Genomic DNA, 26,223 nt, shown 5'->3' on the forward strand with positions numbered 1-26,223 from the left:
GACTTTTTTATTTTGAGTATTGTTGTAAATCTTTTTCAATGCGGACCAACATATCGTCAGCCTTTTCTTTGTATTGCGTATCCTCTTTGAATTTCATTAAATTACCGTACATCACTTTGGCATTTTTCAAACGCTCTTCCATTTTTGCAGGAATACTATTGATGGCCAGTTTGTATGCCGAATCCAATCTGTAAAACAAAGCGGCTTCCTTATATTGCGTTCCCGGATAATCGCTGATGAAAAGATCCAAGGCTACCAAAGCGGCTTTGTGATCTGAAATCGTATTGTACTGTTTCGCAATTTCGAAATATTTCTTTTCTAACTTATCCGTCAGTTGTTTGAGTGCCGCATTGGCTTCAGGCAGATAAGTTGAATTCGGATAAGTATCGATGAACGTTTGCAATTTATCAATGGCTTTCACAGTATCTATTTGATCTAAACTATAGGATGGCGATAACATCGAATAGGATTTTCCTTCTAAATAAGCGGCTTCCTCAACTTTTTCACTTTTAGGATAACTTGATACGAAACTCTCGAACTGATAACCTGACAAATAATATTGTTCGGTCTTGTAATACGATTGGGCAAACATATAAAACATCTTTTCCGATTGTGGTTTGCCTCTGAAAGCCGGTGCCATTTGTTCGAAAAGACGGATGGCTTTGTTGTATTTTTTGGCGTCGTATTTTTTTTCAGCCTCAGCATACTTCACCGCGACATCATCTGATTTTAAGGCTTTTTGATAAGAGCTACAAGAACAAACTAAGAGGGAAACAAGTAAAACGTATAAAAATTTATTCATTATTTTTTGATTGGTCTTGTTGATTTACAGCCTGATGCCTGTGCTAAAAACGAACTGCAAATTTAGTTATTAATTAGACACTACAAAATATTTTTTTCTCAATAAAATGCAGGCTGAAATTCATGTGAATATTATAATTGCTTGAGGAATTTTTCGATTTTGGAAGCCAGCACAGCATCGGCATTGACTAGTGGCAAACGCACCGTATTTTCGCACAATCCCAAACATTTGAACACTTCTTTGATTCCTGCAGGATTGCCCTGTTCAAATATTAAATCGATTAAATCGGCCACTTTATAATGGATCTGATAGGCTTCATCTGCTTTCCGTTGCAAACCCAAACGGATCATTTCTGAAAATATTTTAGGAATGCCTTCACCGATGACGGAAATTACACCGCTTCCACCCGCTAAAACCATAGGTAACGCAATCATATCATCGCCGGAAATCACTAGAAAATCTTTTGGTTTGTTCTGAATCAATTTCATGGCTTGAACGATATCGCCTGCGGCTTCTTTAATCGCTACGATATTTTTGAAATCATTGGCCAAACGAATCACCGTTGTTGGCAATATATTACTACCAGTCCTTGCCGGAACATTATATAAAATTATTGGTAACGGAGAAGCTTCGGCAATCGCTTTGAAATGCTGGTAAATGCCTTCCTGAGTAGGTTTATTATAATAAGGAGAAACGGAAAGAATCGCATCGAAACCAGATAAATCACGGGTTTTTAATTCTTCGATAACCTTTGCCGTATTGTTGCCGCCAACACCAAGTACGAGCGGAAGTTTTTTATTGTTGGCTTCAATCACCGTCTGAATCACCAAATCTTTTTCAGCAGCTGATAAAGTTACGTTTTCGGCGGTTGTTCCTAAAACTACCAGATATTCAATTTGGTTGTCAATTTGGAAATGGACGATTTTTTTGAGCGCTTCAACATCTACCGAAAGATCTTTCTTAAAAGGCGTAATTAGGGCAACTCCTGTTCCTACTAATGATTGCATGTTATATTTTGTTTAATATTTTTAGGTATTTGAAAAGCTCCTCGATAAACACTTTGTAATTCTCGGCATGGGTATCAATCATGAAGTGGTTCAGTTTTTTGTCGATCGAAGCGAAACCTACTTTGAAAGTCGCTTTAGACTGGTTTGACACCAACAGCAATGCTGATTTTTCTGTGTCATAATAATTAATCAGCAAATCGAATTTCTGCGCAGTGAAATCTTTGACTTCCGATTTGTCGAAAGTGGCTGTCCAGCTTAAATCTTTGTTGCTGAAAACAGGATAATCAAACTGCTCGTTCTTTTTTATTTTGTCTTTGAACACCAATACTTTGATGTTGCTTTCGTGTATTCCTTTAGCTACAAGTTCCTGCACGAGCGCTTCCCTTTCATTGAAGTAGCTTTCGTCAAAAACAATCCCGACGGTTTCTATGGCAGATTGTGATGCGATATGTTTTACATTAGAAAGATTTTTCTTTACGGTTTTTTGGGTAAAAAAATTCTTTAAATAATTTAAAAACATACTACTTTTACTTGGTTTACAAAATTAATTAAATAAGTTTCATTTCGGATGGTAAAACTAAAAAACTATAACGTTGTATTGTCGTATTTTGTTTTATTCTTAACATTTATTTTCAGCGTTTCCTGCCAGCAACAAAAACAGTATGTTACGAGGATTGAAGGCAAAGAAATCGGAATCACGGACCAGCAAAAAGAAGTGGCTGGCATTGAAGAATTTATAAAACCTTACCGCGAACATATCGATAAAGATTTGAGCACCGTACTCGCTACTGCGCCGCAGACTTTAGACAAAAATGGCGCCTGGCAAACCCCGATGGGCAATCTGTTTTCCGATGTGGTGATGCTCAAAGGCAATCCGGTTTTTATGGCGCGTGAAAAAAAATCAATCGATATTGTGCTTTTGAATCATGGTGGGATTCGTTCGATTATTCCGCAAGGCAATGTGACGGCGAGAACGGCTTATGAGATCATGCCTTTTGAAAACAGCCTCGTCGTGATTGCGCTCAAAGGCGAACAGATTCAGGAAATGCTCGATTATATTATTACCGAAAAGAAACCGCATCCGCTCAACGGGATGACTTTCACCATTGGAAAAGACAATAAGGCGAAAGATATTTTAATACAAGGAAAACCATTTTTCCCGAACCAGATTTATTATGTAGGCACAAACGATTACCTTTCGAATGGCGGCGATAATATGAATTTCTTCAAAAAAGGAATCCATAAGTATGACCTTGATTATAAATTAAGACACATCCTGATTGATTATTTTACGGATGTCGATACGGTTCCTTTGATTAATGATGTCAGGATTACAGTCGAAAAATAACGGAAAGTCCTAGCCCCGATAGAAGGGAAAATCCTTTTGTTCTGGCGTTCAGAACAAAAGATTGGAATGATAGCGGGAAATAGCTCCTAAAAAAACACAAGATGAAAAGAAGAGAATTCATAGAAAAAACGGCGGCCACCACGGCTTTGATGGGTTTGGGCCTGTCGCTGAGTAGTTTTGAAAGCAGTAAAACGAAACAGCTGACGGTGTTGCATACGAACGATGTGCACAGTTATATCGATCCGTTTCCGCCGACGCATCCGAAGAATCCGAATATGGGCGGTGTAGCCAGACGTGCGGCTTTGATTGAATCGATTCGTGCGGAGAACCCGAACGTTCTGCTTTTGGACGCTGGGGATATTTTTCAGGGCACGCCTTACTTTAATTATTATGGCGGCGAGCTGGAATTTAAACTGATGAGCATGATGCGTTATGACCTGGCGACTTTGGGCAACCATGATTTTGACAACAGCATTGACGGCTTTTACGCGCAATTGCCCAATGCAAAATTTGATTTCGTTTCGGCGAATTATGACTTCAGCAATACGGTTTTGAACGGACTTGTGAAACCTTATAAGATTTTCCATAAGAACGGCATTAAGGTCGGCGTTTTTGGTTTGGGTGTCGGGCTTGATGGTTTGGTCGACAAGAAGAATTATAAGGAAACGGTATATAATGATCCTGTCAGCGTTTCGCAGGATATGGCAAGGATTTTAAAACATGAACAAAAATGCGATTTGGTGATTTGTTTGTCGCACATTGGCTACGAATATAAAAATGATCCGGATAAAATCTGCGATGTGAAACTGGCTTCCTTAACTAAGGATATTGATTTGATTATCGGCGGTCATACTCATACTTTTTTAGACAAACCTACGGTGCTCAAAAATGCCGCGGGCGAAGATGTTTTGGTAAATCAGGTCGGTTGCTATGGCGTAAATTTAGGCCGTGTTGATTTTTATTTTGACACGGATAAAGAGAAAATCGCTCAGGGCAAATCGATTGTGGTCTGATGTTCTGACTCGATGACGAACAAATAGAACGCATAATGCGCCAATGAAAACACAACAGCCGATAAAGGTTTGAATACATCATTGGGAATATAAAAAGTCTCTACCATAAAAAGCACTACCAAAAAAGTAAACAGCAAAGTACTGATGATGAGCCAGGAATTCTGTTTGCTGTCATTCATCACGTAATGAGCCAATCCTAAACCGCTAAAGATTGAGATGATGATATCGTTGATGATCGTCGGATAAAAATTCGGGTTGTCCGGACTGATCATCACATAAATCAGATACGAGAAAATAAACAAAAACGGAACCGTAGCCAACACTACAGGAAGTAAAACAATTTTGTCGCCTTTTCTGAAGATGGTTACGATGGTCGCGATTCGGTAAAACAGGAAAGCAATAATGCCGTAAAACAACAATTGCGTATCGGTAAAAAGTAAAAAGACATTGGAACAGCAAGCAAAAAATAAAGCGATAAGATACCCATAACATTTATCGCGCGAGCTGATCAGATACAATACCGCAAGGCTTGGGATCAGTAAGGGTTTGAAAAAGAATAACAGCGAAGTCAGTTTACAATATTCCGCGACCAATAAGACGAAAGCTATCGTAAAGTATAAAGCAGTAAAACCCTTTATTTTGAGTTCACGGTTCATGATTTTTAGTGGTATTATGCTTATGCTGTTCAGATTCTGCAGCGATTACATATTTATAAAAAGTATAAAAAGCAAAGATAGTCAATATGATTCCTATTGGTCTGTAGATGGTTAGTGATGCGTTGAAAATAAAATAGCGTTCGATAAAAACAATAAAACGCAATCCGACAAAAAGCAAAGTGCTGATCAGCAACCACGAATGCTGTCTGTTGTCATTCTCAAAATAATTGACCACCGAAATACCACCCAGCAAAGAAATCAGTATACTTTGCACGATTAAAAGATTAAATTCAAGCTCTGAAATTTCATTTGTGGCAGAAATCAAATAGAAAAAAATCAACAAAAAAGGAAACGTAGCCACGGTAATATGAAGGTAATTGATATGCTTAGTCAATTTAAAAATCTGGACTAATGATAAGATTCTAAGCAGCAGAAACGCCAAAACACCGTAGAAAAAGAGAGGTTGGTTTGTATAAAAAAACAATATATTACTAAGCAGCAGCAAACCCATTATGCTGTAAAACAATATATTTTTTTGGGTGGAATTGATGTGGTATAACGATAACAATAAAATAGGCAAAACCATTCTTAGCGTTAGGGCAATATGATTTAATTCAAAGAGTTCTGCAATCGTTTGAACCAGTCCCAGTCCGAAATATGCGATATTGAACGCATAGGAAATCTTATTTTTTGAAGTGGTTTCAAACATTTTTCATAAAATTAAATTAAGCTTTCAATCCTAGCTTGTTGATAATCTGGTAGCGTTTGCGTTTTTTCTCTTCAATGAGGACAAAAAGATACAACAAGTATTGTCCGAAGACATACATTAACATCGCCAAAGGCTGGAATATATTGTAATCAGCATAAAACATTTTAATCACCAGAACGAATTGTATCACTGTAAAAAGCATCGTACTGATGAGCAAATAAGTGTTGGAGGTATTCGATTTTATGATATAATTCCCAAGGCACAGACTTCCGAAAAAAATCATAAACATACCTTGTATGATGAACATATAAAAACGATAACCCAATTCGTTATGGGAAAGGTTCGCTACAAATAAATACATAAAAAGGAACGGTAACGCACCAATAACCATCGGAATATAACCTGGGAACTTTATAGTTTTAAGCACGAGATAGATAATCAATATGCGATAGATCAGAAAGAAAAACGTTCCAACCATAAAACAAGTCATTGAATTCGAAATCAGTAGGATATTGGCCATCCAGACCGCGAGCAGTGCTATAATAAATATGGGGTTTCTGCTTTTTGAAGAAAGCCAATAGATTGCTATCAATATCGGTATTAACAGTGGTTTTGAAGCAGAGATAAAAAAATAATCTTTGAAAAGCTCGGCAATGATTTCAACAAATCCTATAAAAAAATAAAAAGCAACGAATGGTTTTAATAACTTACTGGTCTTAAAACGCAAGTATTTATTTTTCATAATTTAATTTGGAATGCAAAATTAATTAAGGATAAATTTAATCTAATTTTTGAATAAATCTAAAAATACTGTTTTTATCCTAATCATTTTTCCTCGAAACAAAGTATTTGACTACAAAATAATAAGATACCAGTTGCGTTGCAAACTCAAAATAATTTAGAAAGGGAATCTGGAAAAGAAAATGAAACAACATATAGAAAACATCCGAAACGATGCTCGTAATCACAAACATCAACAGATAGAACGTAAAGGCCGTAATCTTAGCGTAATAACAGTAAACGGCGATACAGCCAAACAATCCCAGAACAATACCGTAAACAATCACCGGAACAATCAGTTCAGGATTGGTATCGGCAAACATTTGGACGAGTTCGTAAAGCACATACATTAGAAAACCAAAAATCAGCGCTGCGAGTAAAATCCCGGACTTTATAATTCTCATTTTTCTCAAGTCCAGAATCGAAAACCGAAGCAACAGCAGATACGAAATGAAATAAGGAATCATAATAATCAAAGTCTGGTCTTTGATTTCGAGCAACACAATGGTATCGCCTATAAAATTGAGCAGCAACACCGATATGAAAAACCAATTGATTTTAGTTTTTTTAATTGTGAGGTAATAATACAGGATTGCAGGAATTACGGCCGGTTTGACCAACAGTATCATCAGATCATCATCAACAATCGTAGCGATGACAGCGAGTATACTGCAAAACACGTATAACCCAAGCGCAATCTGTTTAGTGCTCAGCATCATTCAAAAGTTGTATAAAATCATGTTCAGTGATGATCGGAATTTTGAGTTGGTTGGCTTTTTCGAGTTTGGCCGGTCCCATATTCTCGCCAGCAATCACGTAATCGGTTTTAGCGGAAATCGAACTTCCGACTTTACCGCCGTTGTCTTCGATAGCTTCCTTAAGGCCGTCGCGCGAATAAATCGAGAACACACCTGAAACCACGAAAGTCTTGCCAACGAGTTTTTGTGTGGCGTTCGGATTGATTTTCTCGACAATCTCAAACTGAATCCCATAAGCTTTCAATCGGTTGATGATGCGTTGGTTTTCTTCATTTTCAAAGAACTCAATCACAGAACTTGCAATCCTGTCGCCGATCTCATCGACCAAAATCAAATCCATCAGACTGGCTTGCTGCAAGGCATCGATGTTCTTATAGTGTTTTGCAAGTTTCTTTGCGACAGTTTCTCCAACATAGCGGATTCCCAGAGCGTACAAAACATTTTCAAAAGGAATCTTTTTGGAATTCTCGATGCCGTTCACCAGATTTTCAGCGGATTTCTGCGCCATTCTTTCGAGCGGTAATACTTGTTCTACAGTCAATTCATACAAATCAGCATAATTGTGAACGAGGTTGTTATTGAAAAGCAAGGTTACAGTTTCGCCGCCCAAACCTTCAATATCCATCGCCTTTCTTGAGATGTAATGTTGGATGCGACCGATGATTTGCGGTGGGCAACCATAAAAATTCGGACAGTAATGATTGGCTTCGCCTTCGGTGCGCACGAGTTCGGTTTGGCATTCGGGGCAATGCGTGATGTATTGTGTTGGCTCAGTATTTTCAGGTCTTTGGGTCAAATCAACTGCGATGATTTTGGGGATGATTTCACCGCCTTTTTCAACAAAAACAGTATCACCGACGCGGATATCAAGTTTCTCAATTTGGTCTGCATTGTGTAAAGACGCACGTTTTACGATAGTTCCCGCAAGTTGGACTGGTTTTAAGTTTGCCACAGGCGTGATCGCTCCGGTTCTTCCGACTTGGTAGGAAATGGAATTCAAAATAGTGGAAACCTGTTCCGATTTGAATTTGTAAGCGATGGCCCAGCGCGGCGATTTGGCGGTATAACCCAACTCTTCCTGATATTGGAATCTGTTGACTTTAATAACTACACCATCGGTTTCATATGGCAACTTGTGTCGGTGCGTATCCCAATGGTCGATGAAGGCGAAAACTTCGTCAAGGCTATGGGCAAGTCTAGCTTCATTGGGCACTTTGAATCCCCAACTTTTTGCAGTTTGCAATCCGTCATACTGCGAAAGGAACGGAAGATTATTTCCTATTAGAAAATACAACAAACAATCAAGCGGGCGTTTGGCAACTTCGGTGCTGTCCTGTAATTTTAAACTTCCTGAAGCAGTGTTTCTTGGGTTAGAATAAGGCGTTTCACCGATTTCGATGAGTTCCTGGTTCATTTTTTCAAAACCCGCCAAAGGCAAAATGATTTCGCCGCGGATGTCGAATTTCTCAGGATAATTGTTTCCTTTAAGTTTAAGCGGAATCGACCGGATGGTTTTGATGTTGTTTGTCACATCATCACCTTGGAAGCCATCGCCTCGTGTCACGGCACATTTAAGCTTTCCGTTTTCGTAGGTGATGCTGATGGAAGCGCCGTCGTATTTGAGTTCGCAAGTATATTCAATTTCAACATTGCCGAGCACTTTCTGGATGCGGTTTTCCCAATCGATCAAATCTTCTTTCGAATACGAATTGTCGAGCGAATACATACGATAATCGTGCGCAACCGTTTGGAAATTTTTCGTAATGGTTCCTCCTACCCTTTGTGTTGGCGAATTTTCGTCAAAATATTCGGGATGTTGGTTTTCTAACGCCTGAAGTTGTTTGAGTTTTTGATCGAATTCAAGATCTGAAATCGTCGGTGCATCCAACACATAATAATTATGGTTGTGTAGGTTGAGTTCTTCTCTAAGGTTTTGAATGGTCTGAAGGATATCCATAAAAAAAATTGGCTGCTTTAGTATTTGAAATCGTGTACTAAAATAACCAATTTATAAAAGAGTTTCCCAAAAAGTTACGATTGAATGATCGAATTGATTTGTTGGTATAATTGGCCGTCGCTCAGAAAGGCACCTTGCTGCACCAATCCGAAAATCGCGGCGTTGCGGTCTTCGCCGTATTCTTTCTTGCCGATTTTCATTTCGATGGTTTCGGTGAACATATTGTCGCTGAGCCATTGCAAACCTTCTTTGGTCAGGAAATCGGTTTCGGGAACGAGCGATTTTAGAATGATTGATTCGATGTGCTTTTCAAAACAATGAAACAGGAAAATGTGGTTTTTGGAAAAATGTTCCAAATAAATAGCGCGTGACAAAACGCCTTCCCAAATTAAATCGGAAAAAACGTCAAGCTCTTGTTCGGCGACTTCGGGTTGTTCGGCTTTGAGTTTGTCCCATTCGGCTTTGTCGATCGATTGGGTTGCGAGGAAGTTGATGAATTCTGGGTGGAGTTCTTCGAATTGTTCTTTGGTGAGTCTGTTATACTTCATTGTAATAAATTTTGTATGAAATCGGATGCCTAGCCCGGATAGAAGGGAAAATCCTTTTGCTTTTTCTTTAAAAAGCAAAAGATTGGAATGATAGCCGGATTAGCTCCTAAAAAAATAAAAAAAAATCCCGACTTTCATCGGGATTCTTAGTATGATAATTTACGAATTATGCTTTTTCAGCAATGATTTCGTATGGCAATTCTACGATAACATCACGGTGCAAACGAACGTTGGCAGTATATTTACCGGTACGTTTTACGATTCCGCTTGTGATGAATTTTCTATCGATAGTCTGACCTGCTTTTTCTAAAGCTTCAGCAATATCGATGTTCGTGATTGATCCAAATAATTTTTCACCACCTGCTTTTGCAGCGATTTTTATTTCGATAGCTTTTAAAGTTTCTGCCAATGTTTTTGCATCGTTTACCACTTTAGCTTCTTTGTGTGCTTTTTGCTTCAAATTCTCAGCTAAAACTTTTTTAGCAGAAGGCGTCGCCATGTGAGCGAATCCTTGTGGAATTAGGAAGTTACGACCGTAACCTGCTTTCACAGATACGACATCGTCTTTAAAGCCTACATTCTGTACGTCTTTTTTTAATATAATTTCCATTTTCGCTTCTTATTATTTTAGTAAATCAGCCACATATGGCATTAACGCTAAGTGTCTTGCTCTTTTCACAGCTACGGACACTTTTCTTTGGTACTTTAGTGAAGTTCCTGTAAGACGGCGTGGTAAGATTTTACCTTGCTCGTTTACGAATTTCAATAAGAAGTCTGCATCTTTATAATCAATATATTTGATTCCAGATTTTTTGAAACGACAATACTTTTTAGTTTTGTTAGTTTCAATGTTTAAAGGTGTAAGATATCTGATATCTCCATCTTTTTTTCCTGAAGCGGATTGTTGTAGATTTGCCATGATTAGTTCGCTTTCGCTGCTTTTAATTTAGTTCTTCTTCTTTCTGCCCAAGAGATCGCGTGTTTGTCAAGACTTACAGTCAGGAAACGCATTACTCTTTCGTCACGTCTAAATTCAGTTTCAAATGCGATAAGCACTTCTCCTGCTACTTTGAATTCGAATAAATGGTAGAACCCACTTTTCTTGTTTTGGATTTCATAAGCCATTTTTTTCAGGCCCCAATCCTCTTTTGATATCATTTCTGCTCCTCTGGACGTAAGAAATTCTTCGAATTTGCTCACTGTTTCCTTTACCTGAACATCAGATAAAACGGGATTTAAAATGAAAACAGTTTCATAATGATTCATAATACTTATAGGTATAAATTTTAATAATTTTGCAAAAGTAATCTTTTTTTTTAAATAAACAAGAAAAATGCATTTTTTCTCGTCAAAATGCAAAAAAAACCGATAAAGATTAGGTTGATTCGAAAAAACATTTTACTTTCGTCCTACCAAATCTATAATAAATAATATTATGAAACTAAATTGTGTTGTTGTAGATGACTCGTCAATCCAAAGGATGATCATCGCAAAGTTAGTGAATAATCATCCAAATTTACACTTAATTGGAGATTTTTCAAATGCAATCGAAGCAAAGAATTGCATGTCGGTACATACCGTAGACCTGATTTTTCTCGATATCGAGATGCCAGTCATTAGCGGTTTTGATTTTCTTGATGGTTTAAAAACTAAACCACAAATCATTTTTATCACGTCGAAAGCCGAGTACGCTATGAAAGCATTCGATTATGACGCAACGGATTACCTACAAAAACCGATTGCACTCGATCGTTTCAATGCTTCTGTAAAACGTGCAATGGATTTCCATTTATTGAAAAAGGAAAACCAAGAAGAAGACGGAGAACACATCTTTATTAAGAGTAATCTTAAAAAACTAAAAGTGTTCACTTCAAAAATCAAATGGATTGAAGCTTTTGGTGATTACGTAAAAGTAGTGACCGAAGAAGACAGTAACTTGGTGCTTTCTACGATGAAGTCGTTTGAGAAAGATCTTTCGAAAGACAAATTCATCCGGGTACACAAGTCTTACATCATTAACATTGACAAGGTAGAACGATTCAACAGTAAATTTGCCGAAATCGGAATCACAAAAATACCTTTGAGCCGAAACAAGAAAGAAGATCTTGTTCGCGCGTTAGCCATCGCTTAATAGAAATCAACATTCACGGCTATTTTTATAGCTCTGAATTGCGAAACAGCATCAAAACTATCCAGTATTTTCTGGATGGTTTTTTTTGTGCCTTGTAAAGACTGGTTTTGTGGGATTTTTATAAGGATGGTTCTGATGTATTCATTCCTGATTCTTCCGATTGGCGGTTCTTCCGGCCCAAGCACTGGAATTTTTAAGTTCTGCTGCATCACCTGATATAACCAAATGGAACCTTCTTTCAGTTTTTCGAAATCGCGATGCTTTAAGGTAAGTTTTATGAGCCTGAAATACGGTGGATATTGGTATATTTTCCTATCATACAATTGTTCAGAATACATTCCTAAATAATCGTTATGCGTCACTTGTTGGATGGTATTATGATTCGGATTATAGGTTTGAATAATCACTTTTCCTCTTTTTTCAGAACGCCCAGATCTTCCTGAAACTTGAGTCATCATCTGAAAACTTCTTTCAAACGCACGGAAATCCGGATGATACAACATATTATCGGCATTCATGATTCCGACCAAACTTACATTATCAAAATCCAATCCTTTGGCAAGCATTTGTGTTCCTACTAAAATATCGACTTCGAGGTTTTTGAAACTGTCGATGATTTTTTCGAAGCCAAATTTTCCACGTGTCGTGTCCTGATCCATTCTGCCGGTTTTGGCATTCGGAAACAAAGCATTCAATTCCTGCTGGATTTGTTCCGTACCGAATCCTTTAGTAGTTAAATGAGGACTCGAACAACTATGGCAATGCGTTGGATTCGCCATCGAATAGCCGCAATAATGACAACGCAATTGGTTCTTTTGCTTGTGATACGTTAGACTCACATCGCATTGTTGGCACTGCGGAACGTGACCGCAAGTCATACATTCAACCACCGGAGAATAACCCCGTCGGTTTTGAAACAAAATTACTTGCTCGTTTAAAGACAGCGCCAAAGCAATTTCCTCAATCAATGCATCGCTGAAATGCCCGGTCATTTGCTTACGGAAATATTTATCCTTAAGATCAACCAAAGTGATTTCTGGTAGCTGTACTTTTCCGAAACGTTCGGTAATTTCGACCAATCCAAACTTTTCGCTTTGGGCATTGAAATAAGTTTCTATACTTGGCGTGGCAGAACCCAACAATACTTTGGAACGATGATAACCTGCCAAAACAATCGCCGCATCACGCGCATGATATCGTGGCGACGGATCTTGTTGCTTAAAAGTCTGTTCGTGTTCTTCATCAACAATGATAAGTCCTAAATTAGAAAATGGGAGGAACAAAGCCGAACGAGCACCAATCACGATTTGTGCTTTCACAGAAACTTCCTGAACCTGGCGCCACACTTCCACCCTTTCGTTGTTGCTGTATTTGGAATGGTAAACCGCGACTTTATTGCCAAAATAACTTCGTAATCTTTCGACCAGCTGTGTAGTCAAAGCGATTTCGGGCAATAAATACAGGATTTGCTTTTCCTGCTTTAAAAATTCTTCTATGAGTTGTATATAAATTTCTGTCTTTCCGCTCGAGGTTACGCCATGCAGAAGACAAACATCTTTCGATAAGAATTGGGTTTGAATGTCGTTGAAAGCACGATTTTGGACTTTACTCAGTTGTAAAACATTCTCATTGAGCGCTCCTTCAAAATTGACGCGATCATGCTGAAGATAGTATTCCTCAAAAATATTTTTATCAATCAAGGCTTTAATAACTGTAGAAGACGAATTTGCCGCTTCGGTCAGTTGTTTTACGGAAACAGGCTTTTTTTCAGTGGCATTGATCTGGAAATATTGCATCAAAATTTCCGTTTGTTTCGCTCCTTTCAAACTGTTGAGCAATTGGTACAAAGATTCATCTGTTGCGAAATCAGCATGCAATCGGATATAACGAACCAACTTCGGTTTGTAGATTTCCGAAACTTCTTCCTGTAAAACCAAAATATTTTTGTCAATCAGTTTTTGAAGAACCGGAAAAACATTTTTCTTATTCAATATTGAAATGATATCGTGAACTTTCAGCGAGGATTGATGTTGTAAGGCCTGATAAACCAAATATTCTTCATCGGAAAGCTGGCTTTGGTCGAGATAAACTTCGTCCTTTTTTGCTATGACAGTTTCGCTTTCGAGCAATAATGCACTCGGCATGGCACCGCGATAAACGTCTCCGATGGCGCACATATAATACGATGCAATCCATTGCCAATGCGTGATTTGTATTCCGTTGACTATTGGGGTTTCATCAAGAATCTGATGGATTTCTTTGGCTTCGTACAATTGGGGCGCATTCTGATGAAGATCAACCACCAACGCTGTATAAATTTTGCTTTTTCCGAACGGTACCGTGACACGCATTCCTTTTTTCAGAAAATGGAATTCCCGCTCCGAAATACTATAAGTAAAGGTTTTAGACAACGACAACGGTAAGATGACTTCAGCAAAAAAAGGCATTCCGATAGGATTAGTGATGGCTTGGTATTAGATTTTGACGCGTTCCCAATATTGCGTTCTGCCCAGAAGTTCAACACCAATATATCCTCTGACTTTCAATTTGTCTTTACTTTCAAAGGAGATGGAACATTTGTATAATTTTCCGTGTTTTGGATCGAGGATTTTGCCGTTGGTGTATTCGTTTTTTTCCCAGGTTAAGCCTTTGATGACCACCAGCCCTAATATGGGTTTGTTTTTATCTTCTCCGTCGCATTTCTCGCATTTGGGAATTTTCTTGTTTTTCGGATTGAAGATTTCAATGACTTTTCCGTAAATCTTATTGTGTTTTTCATAGATTTCTATAATAGAAAGCGGTTTGCCCGTTTCGTCATCGATGGTTTTCCATTTGCCGACAATAGCGAGGTTCTGCGCCTGAAGCACATTCGAAAAGATGAATATAATGATGCAAAATAAAAAGTTCTTCATAATCCTGTATTTAGCCCTGATGGCAGCAGTTATCCTTTTTCTTGCTTCTTTAGCAAGGAAAAGATTACCTCACAAAGTTAATGACTTTACATAAGTGTTCGGTCAATTCGCTTCGCTCGGGTGTAGCGAACAGCAGGAATCAGCTCCTAAAAAATAATCAAAAATTATTGTTCGCCTTGTTTCTGCCGTCTGATTTTATTGATCAAAGCATCGAGTTCGAATCCGAGCAGCAGTATCATACAGTTAATCCAAATGTAAAACATCATAATCAGCAACGTACCGATAGAGCCGTATAATTGATTGTATTTTGAAAATCTTACCACCCAAATTCCGAAACCGTAGGACGAAATGATAATCAATATTGTTGTGAATACCGAACCTATTGAAATGAATCTTCGTTTGCGGTCGTGCTTGATTCCGAATTTAAACAGTATTGAAGTCGTCAGCAATATCATTAAAATCACAAAAGCATATCGGCCTAGAATGATCAATGGAATCCGGTCGCTGAGCACATCTTGAATAATTGTTTTTTGTATAACTACTTCAAAAACAACAATCATAGCAACCGTTACCAAAAGTAACATTGAAAGTATTAATGATATACCAATTGCTACTGCGTATTGCCTAAAAAAGCCTCTTTTAATGATGATATGGTTCGAGGTCTCAAAGCCGCCCATAATAGCGTTCATCCCATTGGCCATCAGAAAAATCGACAACACGAATCCCGTGGACAGCAATCCCGAGTGACTGTTGTGCAAAATATCATTGATGATCGCGGCAATCGCATCATAAGTTTTTGGTGGCACACCTTCAGACAAAAACTGCATGAAATCCTCCTGAAATCCTTCAATGGGAATGTATGGAATTAGATTTAGGATAAACAGCGCAAACGGAAACAACGCCATGAAGAAACTGAAAGCAATCGCTCCGGCACGGTAAGAAACAGCGCCTTCTGTAATGCCAATGATATACAGTTCCAACAAATCATACAGCGACACTCCGTGCAGCCAAGGCAGCCTGACTCTTTTCAAGCCAATAATGATGCTGCGCACAAATGGAATTCTTTCGATATAAGTTTCTATTTCTTTGCTCATATTACAGTGCTTTGAGACTTAAATCCATATTGTAGACCGAATGCGTCAATGCTCCGGACGAAATATAATCTACGCCGCAATCCGCGTAATGACGGATCGTTTTTTCGTTGATGTTTCCTGAGGATTCCGTGAGGCATTTGTTTCCTATAAGTCTAACCGCTTCACGCGTATCGTCATAATTGAAATTGTCAATCAGAATGCGATAAACGCCATCATTTTGGAGAATTTCCTTAATTTCATCTAGGTTTCTGGCTTCAACAATGATTTTCAAATCAAGTTGGTTTTCCTTTAGATAAGTTTTGGTTTTATTTATTGCCATCGTAATTCCACCCGCAAAATCGTTGTGGTTGTCTTTGAGCATGATCATGTCATAAAGTGCAAACCTGTGATTTTCTCCACCGCCAATTTTGACTGCCCATTTTTCAGCAGCTCGGAATCCCGGGGTAGTTTTACGTGTATCAAGCACTTTGGTCTTTGTGCCTTCTAGCAACTTCACGTAACTGTTGGTTTTAGTTGCAATGGCTGACATGCGTTGCATCGAATTCAACACGAGCCGTTCCGCTTTTAAAATCGATTGGGAGCTTCCTGAAACATGAAAGACTATATCGCCGTATTGCACCACGGTTCCGTCATTAATAAAAGTTTCCACAACCAATTCCGGATCAACGTGATGAAAAATCATTTTGGCAAATTCTACTCCGGCGATAATGCCCTGATCTTTGACTAGCAGTTTGGCTTTGCCATTTGCAGATGCCGGAATACAGGCCAATGAGCTATAATCTCCAGGGCCAATATCCTCACGGATACCGTTTTCGATAATGATTTTTAACTCGTTTTGAAATTGCGCTTCCGATATCATATTAGTGCTATTGTTTGGCTAAAATAGAATTTATTTCGTGGATTTGAAAATGATATTTTAGTCTAAACTACAAATTGAAACTCCAATGCGTGCCTTTATACCATAATTGTCCATTTGAAACCGTTAGCGGCCCATCGAAATTATTCGTGTACAAAGCGCCGGTTCCTAATCCTTGAGGCATCGGATTGTTTTGCAAATACGTCCATTGTGCGATTGCGTTAAGTCCGATATTGCTCTCTAATGCTGAAGTAATCCACCAACCGATGTTGTATTTTTCTGCTAATGAAATCCACTCTTGGGTTCCGCGAAATCCACCGATAAAACTAGGTTTCAAAATAATGAATTGCGGCTTGATTTTTTGCAATAACATTTCTTTATCCTGGAAAGAAAACACACCAATCAACTCTTCATCCAAAGCAATAGGAATTGGAGCGGTTTTGCACAGCTCTGACATGATGTCATGCTGATTTTTCGCTATAGGTTGTTCGATACTATGTAATTTAAAACCAGCTATTTGATTTAATTTAAATAAAGCTTCTTTTGAATCAAAAGCGCCGTTCGCATCGACCCGAATCTCGATTTCTTCAGGGCTAAAATTTTGACGAATAAAGTGCAATAATTCCAATTCCTTATCGAAATCTATCGCACCAATTTTGAGTTTGATGCAGTGAAATCCATCGGCAAGTTTCTCTTCGATTTGCTGCTTCATAAAAGCTTCGTCGCCCATCCAAACCAGACCATTTATCGGAATACTTTTTTGACCTTTGGTGAATTCGGACGGAAACAATTCAAACGGATTTTCGGAAGCCAATGACTGAAACGCCATCTCAATCCCAAACTGGATTGACGGAAATTCGAGCAGCGATTCCCAAAGTTTGTCTTTCCCTAAATGAATGTTTTGGCAAACCCAAGCAAGCTTTTCTTCATAATCATCTCGGTCGTCAATACTCAAACCGCGAAGTAAGCCACACTCGCCTATTCCTATTTTGCCGTTTTCCTCGAGAATGATAAACCAGGTTTCTTTTTGGGTCATGACGCCGCGTGACGTTCCTGAAGGTCGTTTGAATTCCAAAATATATTGCTGGTAATTCGCCTTCATTTATCGGATGGTGTTTAAGATGCGTTCGAAATCCTTGGTTGGCAAGCCCGCTTTTTCAAAGGAAACAAAATCCGCTTTGACCTGATCGCTCCAACTGGTGCTGTCAGAAACATTCTGGTCGCTGAATTTTTTGTAAATGGATTTGGCCAAGCTATAATTTCCTTTAAACAAATTCGCATGCGCCAAATGCAATTGCAGAGACAGCTCCGAAGGATCAAGTTGTTCGCCGAGTTTCAAGTATTTAAGCGCTTTGTCGTATTGTTTGGTATAGATGTAATTAAGGCCGAGCGCATCGTAATCCGAAACCTTTGCTTTTTGCTCTTCAATAATCGGCAATAATTTAGCGATGGCTTGTCCGTATTGGCCTTTGGAAGCGAATTGAGAAGCCTGCAATCGGTTGTTGTCGTAAATCGTAGCCGATGCCTGCGTTTCGGTATAACAAGCCAAACCGCCGTCTTTGAACGCTTTTGTTTTTTCGGCCGCTAGTAAACTTTGATATTCAAGAAACTTATATTGGTTCTGAATTTTATCCAAAACGCAAACGCAATAATCATCAGCTTGTGCATTGGGAAGTTTTTTCGCCAAATCAGTTGATTTGCATATGCTCAAAACATTTTTTCGGTTTTCAATGCTCCAGCCGCGACTGAGTTTATTGTCTACCCAAGGAACGACTTCGAGAACGATGCGCTGGTTCATGATCCAGTTTTTGTTTTCGAAACCGAACCACATCAAACCGGTTTTGAGGCAAGTTGACTTGGTAACGGAAAGCCTTTTGGCATCTTTGTTTACGGGATTGTTTTGATACAGACAAGCTTTGTCTACATTACCTTCTTTTTTGTAATCGAATGCCAACTCTTTGTTGTTGAAGATTGCGTATTTGCATTTGTCATCGCCCGCAATCTTGGATAAAAGAAAAACCGCTCCGGCCGAACCCTGACTGATTCCTGTTGGATCCGGAATCGCTTTAAGAATCGAAACCAAACTGTTGGAAAGTTGTTGGTTTTCGTCTAGAAGTGTGATTCTGTATACGATTTCTGTGGTTCCTTGAGGCAATTCTTCGAGCGGAATGATGATGCGTTCGCGTGCGCTGATGATGACTTCTTTGGAAGTGGCACGCGTCTTATCCCAATAACCGTCGGTTTGGGCCGAAGAAAAACTGGCGATTAGTAAGAGTAGGAAAGTGAATTTGTGATGCATATTGATGGATTACGGAATGCCCTAGCCCCGATAGTAGTGGAAAGCCCGCAGCGCAGCGAGGACTTGCAACGGATAGCGAGAAACAGCTCCTAAAAAATTACAATTCGATGCTTTGCCCGATATCGAGCAGCATTAAGTCTTTGCCTTTGTTGAAGAACTTGCGGATGGCGTCTTCGTGGTTGATTTCGATGTAACCGAAAGTGTCGTAATGGTAACCTAAAACCTTGTCGCAATCGAGGAAATCGGAAGCGATGATCGCGTCTTCCACATCCATCGTGAAATTGCTGCCGATCGGCAATATCGCCAAATCGAGTTTGGTGCGCATCGGAATGAGTTTCATATCCATAGTCAGTGCGGTATCGCCGGCGATGTAGATGTTTTTGTGTTCGCCTTCGATGACAAAACCACCGGGATTTCCTCCGTAAGTGCCATCGGCAAAAGAACTTGAATGGATGGCGTTGACGAATTTCACCAAACCGAAATCGAATTTCCAGCTTCCGCCGTGATTCATCATGTGCGCTTTGTAGCCTTTAAGCATGTAATAAGTGGCGATTTCTGCGTTGGAAACGATCACAGCTTCGGGGTTGAACTGCATCAAATGCTCCACATCAAGTGTATGATCCTGGTGTGCGTGCGTGATAAAAAGGTAATCGAATTTCAATTCATTGATGTTGATGTGCGCCGCTTTTGGGTTCGCGGAAATAAACGGATCGACAAGAATGGTTTTACCGCTGACTTCGATTTGCAGTGACGCATGTCCGTAGAAAGTGATTTTCATATTTTTAGCTTTATGCTTTAAGCTTTATGCTTTAAGCTAGATTAGTTAATTGATTTTGGCCTACAGCTTAAAGCTTACAGCCTATAGCTTTTAAGAATTATTGACTAGGATATCAGACAGGAAATAAATGAGGCAAAGCGATAGCAATATCGACAACGCAAAAGTGCTTAGCGCTACTTTTTTGAGTTCAGGGTCTAGTGCTTTCGGGTCTTTATTTTTGTATACCGTGACCAAATGTTTGATTAACGGAATGTAGACAATCACAAAAAGATACTGGTCAAAATGGAAATGGTTCAGAACCGCAAAAACCAACATCAGAACCATAGCCGAAACAATCAGAAAATAATGGTAGATTTTAGCTTTCGCACCGCCAATCTTGACTACAATCGTATTCTTCCCTACTTTTCTGTCAGAAGCTTCGTCGCGCATGTTGTTGAGATTGAGCACCGCCACGCTTAAGAATCCTATAGCGGTTGCAGGCAATGCCAACACATAATCGAGTTGTTTGGAGTAAAGAAAATTGACACCTAAAGTGCTTACCAGTCCAAAAAATACGAAAACAAACAAATCGCCGTAACCCTTATAACCATAAGCGGTATTACCGATGGTGTAACGGATTGCCGAAGCAATAGCTACCGCACCAAGCGTAAGAAAGAAAATGGAATATACCGGATAGTTTTCTCCGAAAGAAAAATAAACCAGCAATGCGGCCGAAAGCATCGTCAATATTGCCGTGATCATGATGGCCCGTTTCATGGCCTGCGGAGAAATCACGCCGCTTTGAATGGCGCGTTTGGGCCCGACGCGGTCTGCGTTGTCAGTTCCTTTCATCCCATCGCCGTAATCATTGGCGAAATTGGATAAGATCTGCAAACCCAAAGTGGTCAGGATCGCAAAACTAAAAAGGCGCCAGTTGAATACTTGTGTGGGCGTCAGCACTTCATCGGTAGGATAAGACAAAGCATACATACTTCCGACGATGATTCCTGATACTGAGAGCGGTAAAGTTCTGACTCTTGCGGCTTCAATCCAATGTTTCATATTTAATTGATAATTAATAATTAACAATTAATAATTGTCAATTGTTAAGGTTTGAGTTTATTTATAATTCGGAGCGTTCAATTATTCATTATTAACTATTCATTTTTCATTGAACTACATCCAGTTGCTGTCCGATCTTTCGAGTTCATACAGCCAAAGGTTTACATATTGTTTGATTGCTGTATAATTCCCAAGTTGAAAAGCAATATTTCCGCCTGCTGTATGCAATATGATCGAGCCGATGTTGACGCTTTTATGCCAGAACAATTGTGAGGTTGTGATGGCTTGTATTTTACTCGGTTCGATGATTTCATTGCTGATATCCCAGGCACCGCTTTGTCGGATGATAAAATCATCGTGAATGAACAGCCTGTTATTTCTGAATTTGAAGAACTGAATCGTGCTTACAAAAATAACATAAATCCAGGCACCATAATCGTATTCTTTTGCGAGTGTCGGAATATTATTTCTAAAAATGAGATAACCCATCAGAGGCAAGCCAATCGTAAGAAAAATGGCAAAAACTAGCTTTCGGTAATTGGGTTTAAGCATGACGCCTTTTTGTGGGATTTTATGAAACAGCAGTTTCAGGATGGCGTCTTTCTCATTGCGGTTGCAGCCAGGGATTTCTATAGCTGCATTGCGTTCTTCCTTTTCGTTGTGTGATGCTTGCTTGATTTTGAGATGCAAAATATTCATCTTCTTCTGAAAGTAATTCTGTGAAACCGCCGTAATCTGAACCTTTTCAGGTTTGATGATGGTGCTTTTGGTGTTAAGCAATCCGAAAGAAATCAAAAGCGAACCTTGTTGCCGGGTAATTTTATAATCGAAATATTTGATGATAATCCGTGCTAAATTAATCATGATAATTACAAGAAACAAAAACAAAAGCACTAAGGTAAAACTTCGGATCAGCAGTTCGGTATCGACATAATGCTCAAAATCCTTCTCGTCCCAGATACTCACACCCAATATTTTTTCGGCATAATCCAGTACGGTGAAGAAAAAAAGCAAAAGCAGTGAAAAGCTTCTGACATAATTGGAAGTGATTCCCATCTTAATTAGACTCAAAAGACTGATGCTGATGAACGGATGGCTTTGCTCAAGGTTCGCTTCAGTTGGAATTGTTTGAGGGTTAACGGTATTTCTTCTTCTTTCGTTATGAAGCAATTTTGATTTTAAGGCTAAGGCGAGTTCGTGCGAAATAGCTTTGATTTTTCCTTCCTTGACATCACTTCCAGCGGTATCAACATCAAGTGCATAAACACCGATAACGCGCTGAATCAAGGATTGCGTAATGTTAACCTGTTGAATTTTGTGAAGTTGTATAGTAGTTCTTGTTTTGCTCCAGATGCCTTCTTTGATGATGAATTCCTCTTTATCGGCATCGATGTAGAACGTGAAATTGAGGTATTTGAGATAAGCGATCACTGCAACGAGCAACACAACCGCTGCGATACCCAGCAGCAAATAGGTTTTATTCACTTCATCAAACTTAAAAACCCAAACGACCAAAATCGGCCAAATCGCCCGCAGGTAATGGTAAAGCGTATCGAAAAAAAGCACCAATATTCCGACCGGGGATTGCTTTTGTGGTTGATTGAAGAGTTCCATTTACAATTCCTTTTGAATTTTGCCCATCAGCAATTGTTTGATGTTTTCTGCCTGTTCTTTTTCAATACCAGGAATTTCAATATCGCTTGAATTTCCACCTGCAGTAAAAATCTCGATCTTTGCCAAGCCATAATAACGAGAAATGATGCCTTCATGTAAAGCGACGTGTTGTATTCTATTATAAGGAATTACAAGTGTATTAGTAGCAATAATGCCATGACGAAAAAGTACATCGTGCTGGCGAAAAGCAAATCCTTTTTTGTTGAATCCGATTCTGGAAAATAACACAACCAGCAAAAAGAAGCACAAAATTCCCAGACCAATCTGCCATTGAAATGGAATAGTTTCTTCAGCATTATTGACCAAAAGAAGAAAACCAACACTAATGATTATGAATACCAAAGCAATCTGAATTAAGATGATTTTCCAGTAAGCGGGATGCAATTTAGAAAGCACAACTTCCTCAAACTTGGGAAGCTGAGTCGTATCAATCGTTTCGTTGGTGAAATTTTCCATTGGGTCTAGCGTTGCTGCAATTCTTTTGAAAGTCTGATGGTGTTTTGACGAATTTACACAAATATATTTATGACATCCTATGAAATGATTGTTTTATTTTAAGGCAGCCACTTATTATCGCCAAAATTTGGTTTCCGCTTCTCAAGAAAGGCATTACGCCCTTCTTTGGCTTCTTCCGTCATATAGGCCAAACGCGTGGCTTCGCCAGCAAACACTTGTTGTCCGACCATGCCGTCATCGGTTAAATTCATAGCGAACTTCAGCATTTTTATTGAGGTCGGCGATTTCTGTAAAATTTCCTGCGCCCACTGATAAGCCGTATCTTCAAGTTCCTCATGTGGAATCACAGCGTTTACCATACCCATGTCGAAAGCATCTTGAGCGGAGTAATTACGGCCTAAAAAGAAAATTTCACGCGCCTTTTTCTGACCGACCATTTTGGCTAAATAAGCAGAACCATATCCGCCATCGAAACTGGTCACATCAGCATCAGTTTGTTTGAATATCGCGTGTTCCTTGCTCGCCAACGTCAAATCGCAAACCACATGAAGACTGTGCCCGCCGCCAACTGCCCAACCCGGAACCACCGCTATAACCACTTTTGGCATAAAACGAATAAGCCTTTGAACTTCCAAAATGTTCAATCTGTGTTGTCCGTCATCGCCTACATAACCCTGATGGCCACGTGCGTTCTGGTCGCCTCCACTACAAAAAGAATAAACGCCGTCTTTAGTGGACGGTCCTTCGGCAGAAAGCAAAACTACGCCAATCGACGTATCTTCCTGCGCATCATAAAAAGCCTGATACAACTCAGAAGTCGTTTTTGGTCGGAAGGCATTGCGCACATTCGGGCGGTTGAAAGCGATTCTCGCCACGCCATTCGATTTTTTATAAGTGATATCTTCAAATTCTTTTACCGTTTTCCAGTCAATCATATCAGTATTTGTATTAATTTAGCGTAAAAATAAAGGATTTTTTATATTTGACCCTGAATTTAAAAAATTTAAATGAATCGTCCGCAACCGATTATTTACGAATGAAAACCACTCAAACCCCATGAATCGATTTCTTTCTACCAAAAACATTTACACCGTAGCCATTCTTTGGTTTATTGTGATTAGCATGATTGTTCTTTTAGCCATCGGATTAGAAAAGGAACATCTTTCGACGTTGCCAATTGTATTGCTTTCACTCGTGATCGCTTTGATTGTATGGATATTGCTCGACACGCGTTATGTCATCAAACAACATTTTCTTTTGTATCGTTCGGGACCCTTTCGTGGTAGAATTGACATTGAAAAAATCCAGAAAATCAAATATTTTTCAGGTTTGCATGTTCCGGTAACCATGAAACCGGCGCTTGACACCAAAGGTTTCATCATTACTTATGACCAATACGAAGATGTATACGTATCGCCTGACAAAAGTGATGTTTTCCTCAACGAATTGTTGAAAATCAATCCTAACATCGAGGTTACAAACTAAGTCCCAAATTTTACCGAAGTCATGGTCAGCGAACCGCCGACAGCTTTGTCATTGAAGAACGAAATGTCATCCTTGTCATCCTGTAATCCTAGAGTATAAAGCAAAGGATAATAATGATCGGGCGTTGGTATGGCTAGTTTTGCAGCGGCATTGAGTTTTTCATATTGAATCAACGATTGAAAATCGCGATTGCCAATTTTTTCCTTGAACAATTGGTTCATTTCTAGCGCCCAATCGAAGCCGTATTCTGGTTCCTGCAATTTGTCCCAGGCGACCATGCCGAGATTGTGTACCATATTACCGCTTCCGATAATCAAAACGCCTTTTTTTCTCAACGCTTGCAACTGTTTGGCCAGATCAAAGTGGTATTGCGGCGGTTTGTTGTAATCAATGCTCAACTGCAGCACCGGAATATCAGCATCGGGATACATATGACGAACGACAGTCCAGGTACCGTGGTCTAAACCCCAATCGTGGTCTAAACCAACGTTTGTGGAAGTGATCAGATTTGAAGTAAATTCTGCTAATTCTGGGTTTCCTTTTGCTGGATATTCCACATCAAATAAAGCTTGTGGAAAACCTCCAAAATCGTGAATCGTTTTCGGATAATCCATCGCGGTGACATAAGTTCCGTTGGTGAGCCAGTGCGCCGAAATTACTAAAACGGCTTTAGGTTTTGGGATTTCCTTTCCGAATTTCATCCAGGTTCTTGAGAATTCATTGTCTTCGATTCCGTTCATTGGCGAACCGTGGCCAATAAACAATACAGGAAGTTTAGTTTCTTCTTCGGTCAAATCTTTCGTCCAGTTATAGAACGGTTGTAATGATGCCATGGCCATGCCTCCTATTAGTGTTTTTATAAAATCTTTTCGTTCCAAAACCCAAACATTTGTATATACAAATATAAAATTATTTTAGAGAAATCATTCCCAATTAAAATAATATTAAATAAAAAAAGCCAATTGCAGTTTGAACAATTGGCGTTTATTTTCAGAAGAATCAAATACTATTCTGAGACGAGATAAATTCCGTCATCTTTAATAGCAATCAATTTGTCCTTATATAAAGAGCCAATCGCTTTTTTGAACGTCTTCTTGCTCATCTTCAAAACGGTCTTAATATCTTCAGGATGGCTGTTATCGTTGAGTCTCAGAAAACCCCGGCTGGCTTTGAGTTCGTCGAGAATTTTCTGCGCATTGGGTTCGATATTCTCATAGCCTAATTTCTGCAGCGAAACATCAATTTTATTATCAGGGCGGATCGTTTTTATATAACCTCGGAGACGATCTCCGGTTCTAATGGCATCGTCGTAAACTTCATCCTTATACACCAAACCTTTATGCAATTCGTTGATGATGACATTGATGCCGATTTCGGTAATATGCGATACGATCAAATCAACTTCCTCGCCTCTTTCGACCGTCAGGTTTTCATTGGATAGAAACTGGTTGGTTTTACTAGAAGCAACAAGTCGGTTGGTTTTTTCATCCATGTATAAAAACACTAGATAGCGTTTGCCTTTTTCCATCGGGCGCGCTTGTTCTTTGAACGGAACGAGGATGTCTTTTTCCATGCCCCAATCCATAAATGCGCCGACCTGATTCACATAATTGACGCGCAGTAACGCAAATTCATTCAACAAAATGTAAGGTTCCAAAGTCGTCGCAACCGGACGTTCTTCATGGTCTAAGTAAACGAAAACCGCAAGTTCATCGCCAATTTCAAACTCATGCGGAACGTATTTATTCGGCAATAAAATATCATGGATTCCATCAGGATCTTCCGTCGGATTGCCTAAAAACAAACCCACTTTGGTATCGCGCAATATGGTAAGCGTATTGTATTTTCCTATTTCAATCATTTTGAAAAGTGCTAAGTTCTGAGGTGCTAAGCTTTTGAGGTCAGCGCTGCAAAGGTAG

The 26,223-nt window shown here is 39.2% G+C and carries 29 protein-coding genes; 4 read left to right on the forward strand and 25 right to left on the reverse strand.

The features are described from left to right. Positions 1–7: 7 nt before the first annotated feature. The 3 genes from bamD to Q0058_RS09915 form a co-directional block, all read right to left on the reverse strand. Positions 8–802: an outer membrane protein assembly factor BamD gene (bamD, locus tag Q0058_RS09905; RefSeq protein WP_298223419.1), complete on the reverse strand. Its 795-nt coding sequence runs from the start codon at positions 800–802 to the stop codon at positions 8–10. A 131-nt stretch (positions 803–933) separates the two neighbouring features. Further along, complete coding sequence (gene dapA / locus Q0058_RS09910; protein WP_298223421.1) at positions 934–1,809, reverse strand: 4-hydroxy-tetrahydrodipicolinate synthase; 876 nt, start codon at positions 1,807–1,809, stop codon at positions 934–936. A 1-nt stretch (position 1,810) separates the two neighbouring features. After that, positions 1,811–2,329 carry a hypothetical protein gene (locus Q0058_RS09915; RefSeq protein WP_298223422.1) on the reverse strand — a complete coding sequence of 173 codons (519 nt, stop codon included), beginning with the start codon at positions 2,327–2,329 and terminating at the stop codon, positions 1,811–1,813. Positions 2,330–2,377: 48 nt separating this feature from the next. Between Q0058_RS09915 and Q0058_RS09920 the strand changes: the two genes are divergently transcribed. Then, positions 2,378–3,157, forward strand: a complete 780-nt coding sequence (locus Q0058_RS09920) for a 5'-nucleotidase (RefSeq protein WP_298223424.1) — start codon at positions 2,378–2,380, stop codon at positions 3,155–3,157. A gap of 101 nt (positions 3,158–3,258) precedes the next feature. Then, positions 3,259–4,170: a bifunctional UDP-sugar hydrolase/5'-nucleotidase gene (locus Q0058_RS09925; protein ID WP_298223427.1), complete on the forward strand. Its 912-nt coding sequence runs from the start codon at positions 3,259–3,261 to the stop codon at positions 4,168–4,170. On the opposite strand, the gene Q0058_RS09930 is transcribed toward Q0058_RS09925, so the two are convergent. The 9 genes from Q0058_RS09930 to rpsF all read right to left on the reverse strand — a co-directional run bounded on the left by Q0058_RS09930 (position 4,146) and on the right by rpsF (position 10,844). Beyond that, the gene (locus tag Q0058_RS09930; protein WP_298223429.1) at positions 4,146–4,826 is read right to left on the reverse strand and encodes a lysoplasmalogenase family protein; all 681 of its coding nucleotides are present in this window, start codon (positions 4,824–4,826) and stop codon (positions 4,146–4,148) included. The genes Q0058_RS09925 and Q0058_RS09930 overlap by 25 nt on opposite strands. Next, complete coding sequence (locus tag Q0058_RS09935) at positions 4,816–5,535, reverse strand: hypothetical protein (RefSeq protein WP_298223431.1); 720 nt, start codon at positions 5,533–5,535, stop codon at positions 4,816–4,818. The genes Q0058_RS09930 and Q0058_RS09935 overlap by 11 nt, the downstream gene beginning before the upstream one ends. 16 nt (positions 5,536–5,551) lie before the next feature. After that, a complete protein-coding gene (locus tag Q0058_RS09940; RefSeq protein WP_298223433.1) occupies positions 5,552–6,277 on the reverse strand; it encodes a lysoplasmalogenase family protein in 726 nt (241 codons plus the stop codon). 79 nt (positions 6,278–6,356) lie between these two features. After that, positions 6,357–7,034, reverse strand: a complete 678-nt coding sequence (locus Q0058_RS09945) for a lysoplasmalogenase family protein (protein ID WP_298223435.1) — start codon at positions 7,032–7,034, stop codon at positions 6,357–6,359. After that, on the reverse strand, positions 7,018–9,030 hold the full coding sequence (ligA, locus tag Q0058_RS09950) for an NAD-dependent DNA ligase LigA (protein WP_298223437.1): 2,013 nt from the start codon (positions 9,028–9,030) through the stop codon (positions 7,018–7,020). The genes Q0058_RS09945 and ligA overlap by 17 nt, the downstream gene beginning before the upstream one ends. A gap of 74 nt (positions 9,031–9,104) precedes the next feature. Next, positions 9,105–9,578 (reverse strand): DUF6495 family protein, encoded by a 474-nt coding sequence (locus Q0058_RS09955; protein ID WP_298223439.1) that lies wholly within the window; start codon positions 9,576–9,578, stop codon positions 9,105–9,107. Positions 9,579–9,744: 166 nt separating this feature from the next. After that, a complete protein-coding gene (gene rplI / locus Q0058_RS09960) occupies positions 9,745–10,188 on the reverse strand; it encodes a 50S ribosomal protein L9 (RefSeq protein ID WP_298223441.1) in 444 nt (147 codons plus the stop codon). Positions 10,189–10,200: 12 nt separating this feature from the next. Beyond that, positions 10,201–10,497 (reverse strand): 30S ribosomal protein S18, encoded by a 297-nt coding sequence (rpsR, locus tag Q0058_RS09965; RefSeq protein WP_136152299.1) that lies wholly within the window; start codon positions 10,495–10,497, stop codon positions 10,201–10,203. A 2-nt stretch (positions 10,498–10,499) separates the two neighbouring features. Further along, a complete protein-coding gene (gene rpsF / locus Q0058_RS09970) occupies positions 10,500–10,844 on the reverse strand; it encodes a 30S ribosomal protein S6 (RefSeq protein WP_298223445.1) in 345 nt (114 codons plus the stop codon). 169 nt (positions 10,845–11,013) lie between these two features. Between rpsF and Q0058_RS09975 the strand changes: the two genes are divergently transcribed. After that, positions 11,014–11,709, forward strand: coding sequence for a LytTR family DNA-binding domain-containing protein (locus tag Q0058_RS09975; protein ID WP_166337326.1), 696 nt, complete (start codon positions 11,014–11,016; stop codon positions 11,707–11,709). On the opposite strand, the gene priA is transcribed toward Q0058_RS09975, so the two are convergent. The 11 genes from priA to Q0058_RS10030 form a co-directional block, all read right to left on the reverse strand. Further along, positions 11,706–14,156 carry a primosomal protein N' gene (gene priA / locus Q0058_RS09980; protein ID WP_298223449.1) on the reverse strand — a complete coding sequence of 817 codons (2,451 nt, stop codon included), beginning with the start codon at positions 14,154–14,156 and terminating at the stop codon, positions 11,706–11,708. The genes Q0058_RS09975 and priA overlap by 4 nt on opposite strands. Positions 14,157–14,183: 27 nt before the next feature. Further along, a complete protein-coding gene (locus Q0058_RS09985; protein WP_298223451.1) occupies positions 14,184–14,621 on the reverse strand; it encodes a DUF2147 domain-containing protein in 438 nt (145 codons plus the stop codon). Positions 14,622–14,785: 164 nt separating this feature from the next. After that, positions 14,786–15,715 carry a YihY/virulence factor BrkB family protein gene (locus Q0058_RS09990; RefSeq protein ID WP_298223454.1) on the reverse strand — a complete coding sequence of 310 codons (930 nt, stop codon included), beginning with the start codon at positions 15,713–15,715 and terminating at the stop codon, positions 14,786–14,788. 1 nt (position 15,716) lies between these two features. Further along, positions 15,717–16,574: a carboxylating nicotinate-nucleotide diphosphorylase gene (nadC, locus tag Q0058_RS09995; protein WP_298223456.1), complete on the reverse strand. Its 858-nt coding sequence runs from the start codon at positions 16,572–16,574 to the stop codon at positions 15,717–15,719. A 67-nt stretch (positions 16,575–16,641) separates the two neighbouring features. Then, positions 16,642–17,673, reverse strand: a complete 1,032-nt coding sequence (locus tag Q0058_RS10000; RefSeq protein ID WP_298223458.1) for an o-succinylbenzoate synthase — start codon at positions 17,671–17,673, stop codon at positions 16,642–16,644. Then, complete coding sequence (locus Q0058_RS10005; RefSeq protein ID WP_298223460.1) at positions 17,674–18,870, reverse strand: hypothetical protein; 1,197 nt, start codon at positions 18,868–18,870, stop codon at positions 17,674–17,676. Positions 18,871–18,967: 97 nt separating this feature from the next. Continuing rightward, positions 18,968–19,648: a metal-dependent hydrolase gene (locus Q0058_RS10010; protein WP_298223462.1), complete on the reverse strand. Its 681-nt coding sequence runs from the start codon at positions 19,646–19,648 to the stop codon at positions 18,968–18,970. 90 nt (positions 19,649–19,738) lie between these two features. After that, positions 19,739–20,689 (reverse strand): 1,4-dihydroxy-2-naphthoate octaprenyltransferase, encoded by a 951-nt coding sequence (gene menA / locus Q0058_RS10015; RefSeq protein ID WP_298223464.1) that lies wholly within the window; start codon positions 20,687–20,689, stop codon positions 19,739–19,741. A gap of 114 nt (positions 20,690–20,803) precedes the next feature. Then, positions 20,804–22,303, reverse strand: a complete 1,500-nt coding sequence (locus Q0058_RS10020; RefSeq protein WP_298223466.1) for a PH domain-containing protein — start codon at positions 22,301–22,303, stop codon at positions 20,804–20,806. Continuing rightward, positions 22,304–22,819 (reverse strand): PH domain-containing protein, encoded by a 516-nt coding sequence (locus tag Q0058_RS10025; protein WP_298223468.1) that lies wholly within the window; start codon positions 22,817–22,819, stop codon positions 22,304–22,306. It abuts the gene before it with no gap. 98 nt (positions 22,820–22,917) lie between these two features. After that, complete coding sequence (locus Q0058_RS10030; protein ID WP_298223610.1) at positions 22,918–23,751, reverse strand: 1,4-dihydroxy-2-naphthoyl-CoA synthase; 834 nt, start codon at positions 23,749–23,751, stop codon at positions 22,918–22,920. A gap of 124 nt (positions 23,752–23,875) precedes the next feature. Here Q0058_RS10030 and Q0058_RS10035 point away from each other — a divergent pair, with 124 nt between their 5' ends. Then, positions 23,876–24,304, forward strand: coding sequence for a PH domain-containing protein (locus Q0058_RS10035; protein ID WP_298223470.1), 429 nt, complete (start codon positions 23,876–23,878; stop codon positions 24,302–24,304). On the opposite strand, the gene ygiD is transcribed toward Q0058_RS10035, so the two are convergent. Continuing rightward, on the reverse strand, positions 24,301–25,137 hold the full coding sequence (ygiD, locus tag Q0058_RS10040; RefSeq protein ID WP_298223472.1) for a 4,5-DOPA dioxygenase extradiol: 837 nt from the start codon (positions 25,135–25,137) through the stop codon (positions 24,301–24,303). The genes Q0058_RS10035 and ygiD overlap by 4 nt on opposite strands. Positions 25,138–25,310: 173 nt before the next feature. Next, positions 25,311–26,165, reverse strand: a complete 855-nt coding sequence (locus Q0058_RS10045) for a S1-like domain-containing RNA-binding protein (RefSeq protein WP_298223474.1) — start codon at positions 26,163–26,165, stop codon at positions 25,311–25,313. Between the last annotated feature and the right edge of the window lie 58 nt (positions 26,166–26,223).

The organism is Flavobacterium sp. (genome assembly GCF_027484705.1).
In the GTDB taxonomy this organism is placed as follows: Bacteria; Bacteroidota; Bacteroidia; order Flavobacteriales; family Flavobacteriaceae; genus Flavobacterium.